Origin of the sequence: Streptomyces sp. 891-h, from assembly GCF_022760275.1 — a bacterium.
Lineage (GTDB): Bacteria > Actinomycetota > Actinomycetes > Streptomycetales > Streptomycetaceae > Streptomyces > Streptomyces spirodelae.
In genome coordinates this window covers 2,422,932-2,435,730 of the sequence record NZ_CP050693.1, presented here as the reverse complement: position 1 = coordinate 2,435,730, position 12,799 = coordinate 2,422,932, and the positions used below count along the sequence as shown (strand labels likewise).

Genomic DNA, 12,799 nt, shown 5'->3' with positions numbered 1-12,799 from the left:
GGCCTCAGCCGTCCTGTCCCCTCAGCCGGTGCCGCACCCAGACGTTGGGCTCGACATACACCGCGCGCCCGTGTGCGGGATCGCAGTGCACCGGCACCAGTGCGCCGGGCACCCGCACGTCCCCGGCGCGGTCGAACGGCAGCCCCGTCCACTCCCGCCACTGGTCGAGTGAGGCGCTCACGGTCATCGAGGCGGGCGCCACCTTCTCCACGGTGCCGCCCGCGCGGATGTGGACGCGCAGCCACGGATCGGCGGGCAGCCCGTCGGGGCGCAACTCGCGGATGTAGTCCGCCATGGGCAGCCCCGGCCGCAGGTGCTTGGCCGTCGGGCGCACCGGGGCCAGCAGCGTCCGGTGGCCCTGCCCGCGCACGGCAGCGCGCATGGCCTCCAGCATCCGGTACGACAGCCCGCGGCCGAGGTGGGCACGGTCGACGGTGATCTCCAGCGCGCTCGCGACCGTGCCCGGCCTGCCGAGCCGCCGGTCGGTGTGCGCCCAGGTCAGCACCCGGTCCCAGCCCTGGTCCGGGGCTTCCTCGCGGCCGGGCTCCCGGGCGTCGAAGGGCACGCTGAATCCCCGGGCGATCACGCGGGCGCCTTCGGTGGCGACCACGCAGTAGTGCGGGAAGTCCTCCGGGACGCGGTGGAGCAGGGCCGAGGCGGCCAGATCGTGCGCGATGAAGGCAGGCCAGTCCTCGTCGATCTCGTACAGCCGGCCGGTCAGTTCGGGCCGTTCGGCGAGCGGGGTGATACGGACCCCGTCGGTGCCGCTGCTGCTGTCGGTGCCGCTGCCGCTGTCGGGGCCGGCCACGTCGTGGTCGGTCATGTCGCTGGAGGTCACGGCCGGACTGTGCCACACGCTGTGGTGCCTGGGCCAAGGATTTCGGGGGGAGGGAAAGGACGAGGAGCGGGGGAGGGGAGAGGAGGCGGCGGTGGAGCAGGGCCGCGGGCGGCCGTGGTCCCGCTCAGCCGCGCAGCGTTCGGCTCGGCGACATGCCGAACTGCTCGCGGTACTGGCTCGCGAACCGCCCCGCCTTGGCGAACCCCCAGCGCGCTGCCACCGCGGAGACCGTCACGCCCGACGTCGGGTCTGCCGCCTGCAGATCGCGGTGCGCGCCCTCCAGCCTGACCCGGCGCAGATACCCGGTCGGTGTGGTCTCACAGTGCCGAGCGAAGGCGTGCTGGAGGGCGCGCGGGCTGGTGCGGGCCGCTGTCGCGATCTCGCGCAGGGTGAGGGGCCGGGCCGCGTTGGCGTCGATGTACGCCATCGCGCGGCGCAGCGCGGCGGGGGCCAGCCAGCCGGGCGAGGGGAGCCGGGAGAGCTCGGCGTGGTCGTGGGGGAAGGTCGCCAGCACGGCGGTGGCCAGCAGCCGCGCCGCCTCGTCCAGGATCAGCGGGCTGCCGGCAGCCTGCGGGTTGCCCAGCACGTCGTGGCTGATGTGCCGGACGACGGCCTGCCAGTAGCGCGCCCGCTCCGGTGAGACGGGGCGGGCGAAGGAGAGCCGGGCCGTCGCCGTGTCGCCCTCCGCCAGGTCCGCCGCGACCCGCTCCACCTCGCGCAGCCCGATGCGTACGACACCCAGCCGTACGTTGTCCCACTCGGCCAGCGTCGGCGCGTACGGGTCGCACACGTGCAGGTCCCCCGGGCCCGAGCGCAACTCGTTGCGGCCCGCGCTGACCTCCAGCGTGCCGCCGAGCACCTGCACCACGTACACACAGTGCGGTGGTTCTGCCTCGGCGCGCACCCGCATCGAGTGCGCCAGGCGTTCCACGCCGAGCGCACCCGCCTGGGTGAGCGCGGCGTCGAATCTGAACCGCTCGGTCTCGCCGAAGAGTTGCGCGGTGTGCTCGGTGTAGGTCCGCCGCAGGAACTCCTCCGCCTCCTGCGGGTCGGACGTCCTCATCCGGATACGGCGCACAGGGTCGTCCATGGCCCCTCCTCACTCGGGCCGGGCCCGGCCTTTCCCTTCCCAGTGGGCGATGCTAGGCCCGCGCGACGACGTGACGCAGCCCACCTGGCGAAGCGGGTGCCCCGAAAGCGACATGGCCGCAGGGCACCGCTTGCGCCGCGGTGGAAACGCGCGTTGTTCTGGCCCGTGCCGCGCCGCGCGTCCCTCTCGTCCCGAACCGTACGGGAGGGCCCCGACTTGACGGATTCCGCGGCAGCGACGGAGCAGAACAGGACCGGAGTGAACATGTCTGTGCCCAGCTCCCGCGCGGCGGCCGCACTCCAGCGCTTCCCCGGTCGCCGGGACGGACACCACACCGACGCGGACGGACGCGATGCGAACGGATGCGCCGCCGACGGATGCGACGCGGGCGAGTGCGAGACGAGTGAGCGTGAACGGCTGCTGGCCGAGGCGCTGCTGGAGCTCGCGAGCAGCGGCGGCAGCGGCGGCACCGGAGCGGCGGACGGCGGCCATCCGAAGCCGGCCGCGCTGGCGGCGCACGCCCGGCGGCGGCTCGCCGAGGAGGGCCGGCGGTGCGAGACCGCCGTACACCTCGGCGCCGGGCCGGGAGACGGTCCCGCGCCCTACGGCTTCAGCGGCGAACGCGCCGCGCGGCTGCGGCTGACGGAGCGTGAGCTGCGCGAGGGGCCCGCGACCGAGACCCTGCGCACCGGCGTCGCTCTCTCGTCCCTGCCGCTGACCGAGGCCGCGCCCGGCTGGCCCCGCTATACGCCGACGGCGCTGGAGGCCGGAGTACGCGCCGTGCACACCGTCCTGCTGCCGGGCGCCCCGGACGCGGACGACGCCGGGGCCCTCGAGGTGCGGGACGCGGAGTGCGCGCCGGTCGCGGGCGTGCTCGTCGTCCACCTCCTGGACGCCGAACCGCTCGGCCCGGCGGCCGTCGCCGCGCTGGGCGCACTGGCCAGGGCGTGCGCGCTGGGCCTGGCGCACGAGTCCGCGGTGCGCCGCTGCGGGGAACTGGAACGGGCGCTCGGCAGCAGGGTGGTGATCGAGCAGGCCAAGGGAGTGCTCGCCGAGCGCAGACACGGCTCCGTCGACGACGCCTTCCGCACCCTGCGCGCCTTCGCGCGCTCCCACCGGCGGCCGCTGCACCAAGTGGCGCGGGACGTGGTCGAGGCGCGGCTGCTGGACCCGCCCTTCCAGCGCCGCGCGGGCGCACCGCCGTACCGTCGGGGCCGGTGAGGGAGGGGGACGGCACGGCCCGGGGCGCGAGGGGGTCAAGGGCGTCCCGGGCCGCTCGGGCCCGCCGCCGATAGGCGCGGTGGCGGGCCCCACACCGGCGGGGGATCGCCGTCCAAGCCCCCGCGGCGTGCCCCGGCGGAGGGGGCCGCCGGGGCTTCCATCATCCTCTTTCCGGACCACGCTCCGCGCGACTTCCGCCAAATGGGCGACGCCGACCGCCCCTCAGCGCTCCAGCAGCGTGCCCAGCGGCCCGAGGTCGAGGTTCAGCTCGTCCCGGGTGAGTCCGTGCTGCGCGCACAGTTCGTCCATGCGTTCGTCCAGCAGCATCAGCGTGGTGCCGATCCTCTCCATCTGTTCGTCGGTCACATCGCCCTGGTCGCAGCGGTGCAACGCCTGGCGTTCCATCAGCTGGCGCAGCAGCTCGACCACCGTCAGGACCAGGCAGACCAGGTCCCGGCCGACCCGGTCGGGGTCCAGCTCCAGCCGGCCGCTCCCGGCCCTGACCGGCTCGCCTGCCGCCCGCGTCACAGCGGGCCCCCGTCGCCCCAGGGAGCGGCGACACGTTCGTTCACCGAGGACAGCAGCGCGTTCAAGGAGAGCCGCACCAGTGGCACCTCCGCGATCGCCAGCACCAGGTCCCCGCTGACCACCACGCCTGTGGCCAGGACCCGGTCCAGCAGGTCCACCAGGGGCACCCCGATCGGCGCGCCGCTCTCCGGCCCCTCCCAGGGCACGACCTCGCCCACATGTGCGCCGACGGGCACCTCACTCACCCCCGTCGACGAACGAGTACGGCACCCACGGCCCGGTGACCTCCACCTCGACGCCCTGGCACGCCGGGTCGCCCCGGACCTCCGCCACCGCTGCGGCCACCTCGCGCTCATGGCCCTCGGCCACCAGATAGGCGGCGTTGAGCAGTTGGACGCCGCGTTCACCGGTGAGCGTCGTGTCGTGCGTACGGAGCCGACGGCTCGCCACCGCGATGCCGCGGAGGGCACGGTCCACCGTCTCCGCCGCCACGAGTCCGGCCTGCTGCCGCCGCTCCCGCTCCTGGCGCGCGCCGCGTACCCGCTCCAGATACGCGCGCCCGGAGTGTGCGCCGGAGCCCGCGGCGCCCGCGCCCGCAGCGGCGGACCCGGACGGGGTACGCACCGGGGTCCCGGCCGCGGTCCTGGCCGCGGTCCGCGTCAGGGTCCGGGTCGGTGCGACCGTCGCTGAGCGGTCCGGACCCTCGGGCGCCTCGCGTCGCGCGTACACCTTCACGCCCCACTCGACCCGGCCCGCGATCCGTTCCAGCACGGCGAGGAAGCGGCGCTCGTCCTCGCGCAGCGCAGCGCGGGCCCGTTCGTCGCCCAGATACAGGGTCGCCAGCGGCAGCGGCAGGGTCGGCGCGCTGCCGGCCACGGCGGCGATCACCGCATGGTGTGCGCGGGCGCAGCGCTCCAGCTCCGCGCGGTCGGTCAGCCGCTCGCGCAGGATCTCCTCGCCGAACTCGGCCGCGGGGACGTCCTGCACCACCGCCTGCAGCGAGCCGAACGGCAGCAGACGCACCGGGTTTCCCGCCGCCTGGCCCGGCAGCCCGGTGAGCGTCGCCGGGTCGCCGCCACGGCAGACGGCGAAGACGTAGGTCGCCGTGCACCCGGCCCCGGTACGGGCCCCCGTACCGGGGCCGGGTTCGCCCACCGTCTGTGTCATCTGCCGCCCGCCTCCTTCACGTGGTGCCAGCTGTGGCTTCGGCTCTCGTCCCAGCCCGCGTCCCGCGGTTTGTGCCTGCTCTCGCCGGCACTCGCCTCCAACTCGGCGATCCGCTCCCGCAGCCGCTTGTTCTCCTCGTCGACGGCCTCCCGGTGGGCGCGGGTCGAGAGCGCTGGATCGGTCTCCCACCAGTTGATGCCGGCCTTCTTGGCCGTCTCGACCGAGGAGACGAACAGGCGCAGACGAATGGTGAGCAGTTCGATGTCGAGCAGGTCGATCTTGATGTCCCCGGCGATCACGATGCCTTTGTCCAGCACTCGTTCGAGGATGTCGGCGAGGTTCGCCGGGCCGGACGGGGTCGAGGGTGCATGGGTGATGGGCCGCTCGGCGGTGCGTTCGGTCACGGTCGGCCTGCCTCACCGTTCGTCATCCTCGTCCTCCTCGTCCTCGTAGCCCTCGTCGTCCTCGTCGTCCTCGTCCTCATCCCCGTTCTCGTCTTCCTCGTTGTCCTCGTTGTCCTCGTCGTCCTCGTCCTCGTAATCCCCCTCCTCGTCCTCGTCGGGGCCCCTGTCCTCCCTGTCCTCCTGGTCCTCCCCGTTCTCCCGGCCCTCGCGTTCCTCTTCCTCCTCCTGCTGGACCACGTCCTCGTGGCTGCGGACGACCTCGCCGTCCCGGATCTCGCCGCGCCAGCCCTCCACCTCGTCGCCCTTGAGAGTGACGTAGCGCTGGAAGTGCTTGAGGTCGAGGCGGAGCCGTCTGCCCTGGGCCCGCCAGATGTTGCCCGTCTTCTCGAAGAAGCCGGAGGGGTAGTACTCGACGACCGCAGTGACGCGGGTGAGGTTCTCATCGAGACGGTGGAAGCTGACCGCACCCTTGGTGGTGCCCTTCGAGCCCTCGGAGGTCCAGACGATCCGCTTGTCGGGGATCTGCTCCTGCACGGTGGCGTCATAGCTGCGCGTCGAGGGCCAGACCCGGACCTTCCAGGTCGACTTGGTCTCGTCCTCCTCGTCCCGCTGCGCGCTGCTGACGCCGTTCATGAAGCTGCCGAAGTCCCAGTACTGGGTGAACTGGTTGTAGACCGTGCGCAGCGGGCGGCCGACGTCGATGTGCTCGATGATGTTGATGGCCTTCAGGTCCCCCGGCTTGCTGCCGCCCCCGCCGAACGCCTCCTTGGCCTTGCCGACCACCTTGTCCTTGGCGCCCTTGACCTTCTCCTTGGCGAGGGACGTGGCCGGGTTCTCGCCCTGCAGCGTGCGGGCCGCCACCTTGGCCATACCGCCGCCGTCGCCCTCCCCGCCACCGGGCAGCAGCTTGCCCGGGTCGGCGATGTCGGTCAGCTTGTCGGTGGCCTTGCCGACGGCGTGCCGGCCGGCGGCGCTCAGATACTCCAGCAGTTCCTCGCGCACCCGCCCCAGCGGCGAGTCACCGTCGTCTGCCTTCTTGTTCTGCTCAGCCATGGCGCCTGCCTCCCGCGGCCGATCGGTCGGCGGACTTCTCCCGCTGACTGCCTGCTGACGACCTCTCTCCGGTGGAGCCGGAGGACTTCTTCTTCGCGGGCCGGTCGGTGGCCGACTTCCGCCGCGGCCGTCCTGCGGAGGAATCCCCTCCGGACGAGGACCGTTGCCCGCCGGAGCTCTGTCGCTCCTTCTGCTGTTTCTGCTGCTTCTCCCCGCTGTCCGCCCGGCCCTCGCGCTCCTCGGCTCCGCCGTCGTCCTCGCGCTCCCCGCCCCTGCTCTCCCGGTCGTCACCGTCTCCGTCGCCGCCCCCGTTCTCGTCGTCCCGGCCGCCCTCGCCGCCGAGCCGGTCCGTGCGGTCGCGGAGCGAGTCGGCCAGCGATTCGAGCCGGCGGTTGGCCGCCGAACTGGCCGCCGTGCGGGCGGCTGCCATCAGCTGATGCTTGATCTGATCGGTCAGCTCCTCGAACTGGGGCGTTTCCGCGAGCTTGCGGAACCCTTGGCGCAGCAGTTCCTGCGGGTCGAGGCCGAGCCGCCGTCCGGCCACCACAGAACCGAGGGTCAGCGCCAGCTTGGCCTTTCTGGTACGGCCGAGGAGGTAGCCGCCCGCGACGGCGGCGAGGACGGCCGTCTTGCAACTGTCAGTCATGACTGGTCCCTTGAGCTCGGTCTGTCCTGGTCTCTTCGTCGGTCGATGTCCGCACCCGGGTACGGGCCACCGTGGTGGGGCCGACGAGTGGAGGGCGCTGTTCGAGCTGGTCGAGCAGCCGCTCCTCCTCCTGCTCGAACTCCTCCTCGGTCAGCTCCCCCGCCTCGTAGGCGCGGTTGAGCTCGCCGAGCCGGGCCCGGAGCGTCGCCGGGTCGCACAGCTCTCGCTCGGCCGCCTCCAGCAGTCGGCCGGCCACCCACTCGACGCCCCGCACCGGCGCCAGCGGCAGCAGCAGCACTCCACTGAAGAGCCCCATGTCAGCCCCCCGCCATGGCGCGCTCGGCTTGCGCACGGGCCGGCGGCGGCGGTTCGGCGCCGTCCTGCGGGACGAAGCTGTAGCAGGGCAGCGGCCCCGTCAGGCGCAGCTCCACCTGGTCCGCGTGCGCGGCGGCGGTGCGCTCCACCTCGGCGCGGAAGCGCTCGCTCGCCGCAGCCGGGACGAGGAAGGACCCGTTCAGCACGCATCCTGGAACCTCAAGACCGCGTACGAAGCCGTCCGCGAGGGCCGTCAGCCGGGGCAGCGCCTCCTCGACCGCCCGGGTCGCACGGCGGGTCAGCCCGTCGGCGACCGCCTGGCCGAGTCGTACGTTTCCCTCGTAGGAGGGGCGGCGCCGTACATCGGTGAGCAGCCGTCTCAGGTCTGCGTCGGCTCTGACCAGGGACTCGATCCCGGACTGTGCCGGGGTGGCCTTGAGGTTCATCTCGGTGCGGTCGCGCAGGCGTTCGAGGGCTGCCAGGTGTGTCGCGGCGGCGGCCGCCACGGCCTCTGTCACTGTCCTGGTGTCCTCGGCCACCATGCCGAACCGCATCGGCAGCACCGGTGCGTCGGCCCCCAGCCGGATCAGCAGGTCCTGGTGTGCCATCAGATCGCGGCGCCGGGCGCGCAGGTCCTCCGGTACGTCGCTGACCACCGCGGCCAGCTCCCCGACCGGCAGCAGCCGGACGGAGGCCGGGGGGCGGCCGACGCCGCGCGCTTCCGGAGGAAGGCTCCGGCCGGCGTGGACGATGGCGTAGACGTACACCTGCGATGTGCCCATTCCTCAGGCCTCCTCGGTGCGACGGGTGCCGCGCGCCGTGCGGCCGCCGCCCGAGCGGGAGGAACCGGAGCTGCTGCCGGTACGGCGCCTGCGGGGCTCGGCGACCTCCTCCTCGCGGTCCTCGTAGCGATCCTCGGCGTCCTCGTCGCGGTCCTCATCGCGCTCGTCATCGTCGTCGCCCACCCCGATGGCTTCCTTGACCTTGCCGCCCACCGACTTGGCGGCCCTCTTGGCACCGGTCCTGGTCACACCGCCCGCCATCCCGGCGAAGAGGTCGGGCACCGTCCTGCTGGACGCGTCCTCGTTGAGGTCGAGGCGGTTGCAGACCTCGGCGAAGCGCAGATACGTATCGACGCTGGCCACCACGATCCGGGCGTCGATCTTGAGGATCTCGATGCCGACGAGCGACACCCGGACAAAGATGTCGATCACCATGCCGCGGTCGAGGATGAGCTCGAGTACGTCGTAGAGGGTCCCGGCACGCGGCACGCACACCGCAGCCTCGTTGTAGGTGGTGGTCGTCGTCATGGGCGGCTTTCCTCTCGGGCGATGACGGCACCTCGGGGCGGAACGGCGCCGTCAGTCGTCGCTCGCGCCACGCCGGTAGCGCCGGATCCTGCGGTACTGGGTGAGCTCTCCCTTGCCGTCGAGCTCCACCTCGTAGGTGGCCAGGAGGCTCGTGGTGTCCGGGATGCGCGGGACCTCCAGCACGTCCACGTGGACGCGCCACCCCTCCTCGGCACGGCGCACCGCCGAGACCCCTTCGGCCTCGTGGCCGATCAGCCGGCTGAGACCGCGGCACGCGCGGCGCGCCGCCTCCTCCGGGCCCTTGGTGCGGGACGAGGCGGAGCGTTTCGAGGCAGCGGCGGACTTGGTGGCGGTTTTGGTCGCCGTCCGCGTGTGCCGTTCACGTTGCTCAGGCATGAACACAGTGTGTTTATATTCAGCAACGTTTCGCACACGGTGTTGATCCATATGGGCACTGCCGCCCGAACAGTGCGGCCGCATCCACCTCGCGCCCTCTGGGGCGATTGAGGCCCATGAGGCGTATTTCAGCAGCTCAGCCGGTTATTGCCCCTCGATAGGTGGAGTGTCCACCGGAGTCGGTCCCTCGTTGAACCTTTCATGGCGACATTGTGCAGACCAGCTGTACAGGTCCCGCCACATGTGATCACGATGGCGGACACTCTCGCACTGGCGCGTTCCCTGCACGCGGAGCACCCACAGCTCCCACTCGTGCTGCGGCTCATCGAGAACACCGGGGTGAGGACGAGATATCTGGTCCAGCCCCTGGACGTCACGCTCCGGCACCCCGGCTTCGAGGCCCGCAACACGGTGTACGAGTCCGAGGCGAAGGCCCGGGTGCCGCAGGTGGTCTCCAGGGCGCTGGCCGCCGCCGAACTGGCCGCCGAGGACATCGACCTGATCGTCTATGTCTCCTGCACCGGCTTCATGATGCCCTCGCTCACCGCCTGGCTGATCAACACCCAGGGGTTCAGGTCCACGACCCGGCAGTTGCCCATCGCGCAGTTGGGGTGCGCGGGCGGCGGCGCCGCGATCAACCGGGCGCACGACTTCTGTACGGCGCACCCCGACGCCAACGCCCTCATCGTGGCCTGCGAGTTCTGCTCCCTGTGCTACCAGCCGACCGACTCCGGAGTCGGATCGCTGCTGTCCAACGGCCTGTTCGGCGACGGAGTGGCCGCGGCGGTGGTACGGGGCTCGGGTGGAACGGGCATCTCGCTGGAGCGCAACGGCTCGTATCTGATCCCCGGAACCGAGGCGTGGATCTCCTACGACGTGCGCTCCACCGGCTTCCACTTCGTACTGGACAAGCGGGTGCCCTCCACGATGGGTCCGCTCGCACCGGCGCTGGGCGATCTGGCGACCCTCCACGGCTGGGACGTCACAGGGCTGGACTTCTACATCGTGCACGCCGGCGGCCCCCGCATCCTGCTGGACCTGGGCGAGTTCCTGCGGGTGCCGCAGCACGCCTTCCGGTTCAGCCGGGCGACGCTGACCGAGTACGGCAACACGGCCAGCGTCGTCGTCCTGGACGCGCTGCGCAGGCTGTTCGAGGAGGGCGGGCCGGGAGACGGGGCCAGGGGGCTGCTGGCCGGGTTCGGGCCCGGTATCACGGCGGAGATGGCCCTGGGCCGGTGGCGGAGCCCCGTGCACAGCCCCGACAACCCTCCGGAAGGAGTCCTCAGCCCCCCATGACCAGTACCGGAGACACCGACAACCGACCGGCCCCGGAAGATGCCGCTCCCCGGCCGCCCCGGCACGGCCTGGTCGTCCCGCCGGGGCAGGGCCGCACGGTGCGGACCGCGGCGCAGCAGGTGACCTTCAAGGTGACCGGGGAACACTCACAGGCGGCCTCCAGCTTCGAGGTCGTCGTCCCACCGGGCTTCGATGTCGGCGCCCACGTCCACGCCCGCTCCGAGGAGTTCTTTTACGTGCTGGAGGGCGAACTCGACATCTTCGCCTTCGAACCCCGGGTCCGCACCAGCGACAGCTGGCGGGGCTGGGAGTCGGCCGGCGGCGACCGGGTGGTGCGGGCCACGCCCGGCACCGTCGCGGTGGTGCCGGCGGGCTGCCCCCACGCGTTCGCCAACCCGACCGGGGCCCCCGCCCGGATGCTGTTCCAGTCGGCGCCGCCGCCCGACCACGAGCGGTACTTCGAGGAGCTGCTGGACATCCTGGCCGCGGGCGGCCCTCCCGACGCGCAGGTCGTCGCCGAGCTGCGCGCCCGCTACGACATCGAGCAGCTCACCCCGCTCCGGCACGGCCCGGAGCGGAGGCCGGAGGGGTGACCGTGCAGGAGTGTCCGCTGTACGAGGTGCCCGAGGCGCCGCCGGAGCTGGAGTTCGACCCCTTCCTCGGGGCAGCGGTGGCCAGGCCGCCGTTCCGCATCCGGCTGCCGTACGGGGAGGGGGCCTGCTGGCTGGCGACCCGGTACGACGACGTCCGCTTCGTCACCTCCGATCCCCGCTTCAGCCGGGACATCGTCGGGCGCCCCACGCCCCGGATGACCAGACACCTCGTCCCGCTCGACAGCGCGGTCAGCTTCGTCGATCCGCCCGGGCACTCGCGGGTGCGCTCCGTGGTTGCCCCGGCGTTCGGCCGGCGCGCGGTGGAGGGGGCCAGGACGCGGGCGCGGGAGATCGTGGACGGGCTGGTGGACACCATGCTGGCCGCCGGGCCGCCGGCCGACGTCGTACGCCACGTCGTCTCGCCCTTCCCGCTGGCAGTGGTGGGGGAGTTGATGGGCGTACCGGCCGAGGACCGGCCGCAGTTGCGCGACTGGGCCGAGGCGCTGCTGAGGCGGGCGCACGACGACGCGGCGCACGCGGAAGCCGAAAGAGTGAAGGCCGCAGCGCGTGGCTACTTCCGCGAGCTGGCCGCACACCGCAGGTCCCGGCCGGCCGACGATCTGATGACGCGGATGGTGACCGCGGTCGACGCGGGCCGGATCGACGAGGAGGAACTGCTCGCGCTGGCCACCCTGATCGGGCTCAACGGCTGGCACGCGGTGCGCAACAACGCCGCCAACATGGTCTATCTGCTGCTGACCCGCGACGAGCTGCGCGAGCGGCTGCTGGCGGAGCCGGATGTGCTGCCGGGGGCGGTGGAGGAGTTGCTGCGCTGGATCCCGCACAAGAACGGGGTCGGGCAGCCGCGGATCGCCACCGAGGACGTGGAGGTCTCGGGCGTGCTGATCCGCCGCGGCGAGGTCGTACAGGTCTCGTACGTGGCGGCCTGCCGCGACCCCGGCCGCTTCCCGGAGCCGGACGAGATCGACCCCGACCGCCAGGGCCCGCCGCATCTGGCCTTCGGCAACGGGCCGCACCACTGCGTGGCGCCGCTGCTGGCCCGGATGGAGGCGGAGGTGCTGCTGTCCACCCTGCTGCGACGGCTGCCCGGGCTGCGGCTGGCCGTCCCCAGGGAAGAGGTCGCCTGGCAGCGGAGCGTGCTCATCAGGGGACCGGTCGGGCTGCCGGTCACCTGGTGAGCCGGCGAACGGCCTGTCAGGAGCCGGGCCCCTGGCAGCCGGGCCCCTACCAGGCAGGAAGACGCCCGCGCCCGGTCCGTCCCGGCCGGTGATGCCGGCTGGATACGGACCGGGCGCGGAATCGTCGGCCTCGCGGCAGGGCAGCCGCCGACCGCAGACGCGAAGGCGGTTCAGCCCTTCTTGGTCTCCCAGAAGATCTTGTCGATCTGGGCGATGTGGTCCAGCGCCTTCTGGCCGGTGGCCGGGTCGGTGGAACCCTTGGCCGCGCTGAGCGCCTTGAGGGTGTCGTTCACCAGCTGGTGCAGCTCCGGGTACTTCTCGAAGTGCGGCGGCTTGAAGTAGTCGCTCCACAGCACCGAGACGTGGTGCTTGGCGAGCTCCGCGCGCTCTTCCTTGATGGTGGTGGCCCGAGCCCGGAAGTGCGGGTCGTCGTTGGCCTGGTACTTCTCCTGAATGGCCTTCACGGACTCGGCCTCGATCCGGGCCTGCGCCGGGTCGTAGACACCGCAGGGCAGGTCGCAATGGGCGCTGACCTGCACCTTGGGGGCGAACAGTCGGGAGAGCATAAAAGCCATCCTTCCTCGTGATCGTCTTCTCACGTGCGAGATTACTCCGTGTGGGAAGTCTTTTCGCGTGTGCCCCCACGGGCTTAGGACAAAAGTCCAGTGACGGGCTGGATCTGCTGGAGTACTGGATCTGCTGGAGTGATGGGCCGGAGGCGGCCTTGGGACCGGAGGCGCAAA

At 72.3% G+C, this 12,799-nt stretch carries 17 protein-coding genes; 4 read left to right on the top strand and 13 right to left on the bottom strand.

Annotated features, from left to right (window positions below):
- Nucleotides 1–4: 4 nt before the first annotated feature.
- Nucleotides 5–838: an N-acetyltransferase gene (locus HC362_RS10310; protein WP_243083645.1), complete on the bottom strand. Its 834-nt coding sequence runs from the start codon at nt 836–838 to the stop codon at nt 5–7.
- Between the two features lie 124 nt (nt 839–962).
- Nucleotides 963–1,928, bottom strand: a complete 966-nt coding sequence (locus HC362_RS10305) for an AraC family transcriptional regulator (protein WP_243083643.1) — start codon at nt 1,926–1,928, stop codon at nt 963–965.
- Between the two features lie 264 nt (nt 1,929–2,192).
- On the opposite strand from HC362_RS10305, the gene HC362_RS10300 reads away from it, so the two are divergent.
- Nucleotides 2,193–3,149 carry an ANTAR domain-containing protein gene (locus tag HC362_RS10300; protein ID WP_243083642.1) on the top strand — a complete coding sequence of 319 codons (957 nt, stop codon included), beginning with the start codon at nt 2,193–2,195 and terminating at the stop codon, nt 3,147–3,149.
- A gap of 222 nt (nt 3,150–3,371) precedes the next feature.
- Here HC362_RS10300 and HC362_RS10295 read toward each other — a convergent pair whose 3' ends face one another.
- From HC362_RS10295 to HC362_RS10250, 10 genes are read right to left on the bottom strand one after another with little or no spacing between them, the layout of a single operon-like run.
- Nucleotides 3,372–3,677 (bottom strand): gas vesicle protein K, encoded by a 306-nt coding sequence (locus HC362_RS10295; protein ID WP_243083640.1) that lies wholly within the window; start codon nt 3,675–3,677, stop codon nt 3,372–3,374.
- Entirely contained in the window at nt 3,674–3,913 is a 240-nt protein-coding gene (locus HC362_RS10290; RefSeq protein WP_243083639.1) for a gas vesicle protein, read from the bottom strand. Before HC362_RS10290 ends, HC362_RS10295 begins: the two co-directional genes overlap by 4 nt.
- 1 nt (nt 3,914) lies before the next feature.
- The gene (locus HC362_RS10285; RefSeq protein WP_243083637.1) at nt 3,915–4,844 is read right to left on the bottom strand and encodes a GvpL/GvpF family gas vesicle protein; all 930 of its coding nucleotides are present in this window, start codon (nt 4,842–4,844) and stop codon (nt 3,915–3,917) included.
- Nucleotides 4,841–5,221: a gas vesicle protein gene (locus HC362_RS10280; protein WP_243088469.1), complete on the bottom strand. Its 381-nt coding sequence runs from the start codon at nt 5,219–5,221 to the stop codon at nt 4,841–4,843. The genes HC362_RS10285 and HC362_RS10280 overlap by 4 nt, the downstream gene beginning before the upstream one ends.
- 39 nt (nt 5,222–5,260) lie before the next feature.
- Nucleotides 5,261–6,301, bottom strand: coding sequence for an SRPBCC family protein (locus HC362_RS10275; RefSeq protein ID WP_243083636.1), 1,041 nt, complete (start codon nt 6,299–6,301; stop codon nt 5,261–5,263).
- A complete protein-coding gene (locus tag HC362_RS10270) occupies nt 6,294–6,947 on the bottom strand; it encodes a hypothetical protein (RefSeq protein WP_243083635.1) in 654 nt (217 codons plus the stop codon). Before HC362_RS10270 ends, HC362_RS10275 begins: the two co-directional genes overlap by 8 nt.
- The gene (locus tag HC362_RS10265) at nt 6,940–7,263 is read right to left on the bottom strand and encodes a gas vesicle protein GvpG (RefSeq protein ID WP_243083633.1); all 324 of its coding nucleotides are present in this window, start codon (nt 7,261–7,263) and stop codon (nt 6,940–6,942) included. The genes HC362_RS10270 and HC362_RS10265 overlap by 8 nt, the downstream gene beginning before the upstream one ends.
- Before the next feature lies 1 nt (nt 7,264).
- On the bottom strand, nt 7,265–8,044 hold the full coding sequence (locus tag HC362_RS10260; RefSeq protein ID WP_243083632.1) for a GvpL/GvpF family gas vesicle protein: 780 nt from the start codon (nt 8,042–8,044) through the stop codon (nt 7,265–7,267).
- A gap of 3 nt (nt 8,045–8,047) precedes the next feature.
- Complete coding sequence (gene gvpJ / locus HC362_RS10255) at nt 8,048–8,572, bottom strand: gas vesicle protein GvpJ (RefSeq protein WP_243083631.1); 525 nt, start codon at nt 8,570–8,572, stop codon at nt 8,048–8,050.
- Between the two features lie 51 nt (nt 8,573–8,623).
- Nucleotides 8,624–8,968: a gas vesicle protein gene (locus HC362_RS10250; RefSeq protein ID WP_243083629.1), complete on the bottom strand. Its 345-nt coding sequence runs from the start codon at nt 8,966–8,968 to the stop codon at nt 8,624–8,626.
- Between the two features lie 201 nt (nt 8,969–9,169).
- Between HC362_RS10250 and HC362_RS10245 the strand changes: the two genes are divergently transcribed.
- Genes HC362_RS10245 through HC362_RS10235 form a run of 3 tightly spaced genes read left to right on the top strand, consistent with a single transcriptional unit; the run spans nt 9,170 to nt 12,056 of the window.
- Nucleotides 9,170–10,264 carry a type III polyketide synthase gene (locus HC362_RS10245; RefSeq protein ID WP_243083628.1) on the top strand — a complete coding sequence of 365 codons (1,095 nt, stop codon included), beginning with the start codon at nt 9,170–9,172 and terminating at the stop codon, nt 10,262–10,264.
- Nucleotides 10,261–10,857, top strand: coding sequence for a cupin domain-containing protein (locus HC362_RS10240; protein WP_243083626.1), 597 nt, complete (start codon nt 10,261–10,263; stop codon nt 10,855–10,857). Before HC362_RS10245 ends, HC362_RS10240 begins: the two co-directional genes overlap by 4 nt.
- Nucleotides 10,854–12,056, top strand: a complete 1,203-nt coding sequence (locus HC362_RS10235; protein ID WP_243083625.1) for a cytochrome P450 — start codon at nt 10,854–10,856, stop codon at nt 12,054–12,056. The genes HC362_RS10240 and HC362_RS10235 overlap by 4 nt, the downstream gene beginning before the upstream one ends.
- 170 nt (nt 12,057–12,226) lie before the next feature.
- Here HC362_RS10235 and sodN read toward each other — a convergent pair whose 3' ends face one another.
- The gene (gene sodN / locus HC362_RS10230; RefSeq protein ID WP_243083623.1) at nt 12,227–12,622 is read right to left on the bottom strand and encodes a superoxide dismutase, Ni; all 396 of its coding nucleotides are present in this window, start codon (nt 12,620–12,622) and stop codon (nt 12,227–12,229) included.
- Nucleotides 12,623–12,799 lie beyond the last annotated feature (177 nt).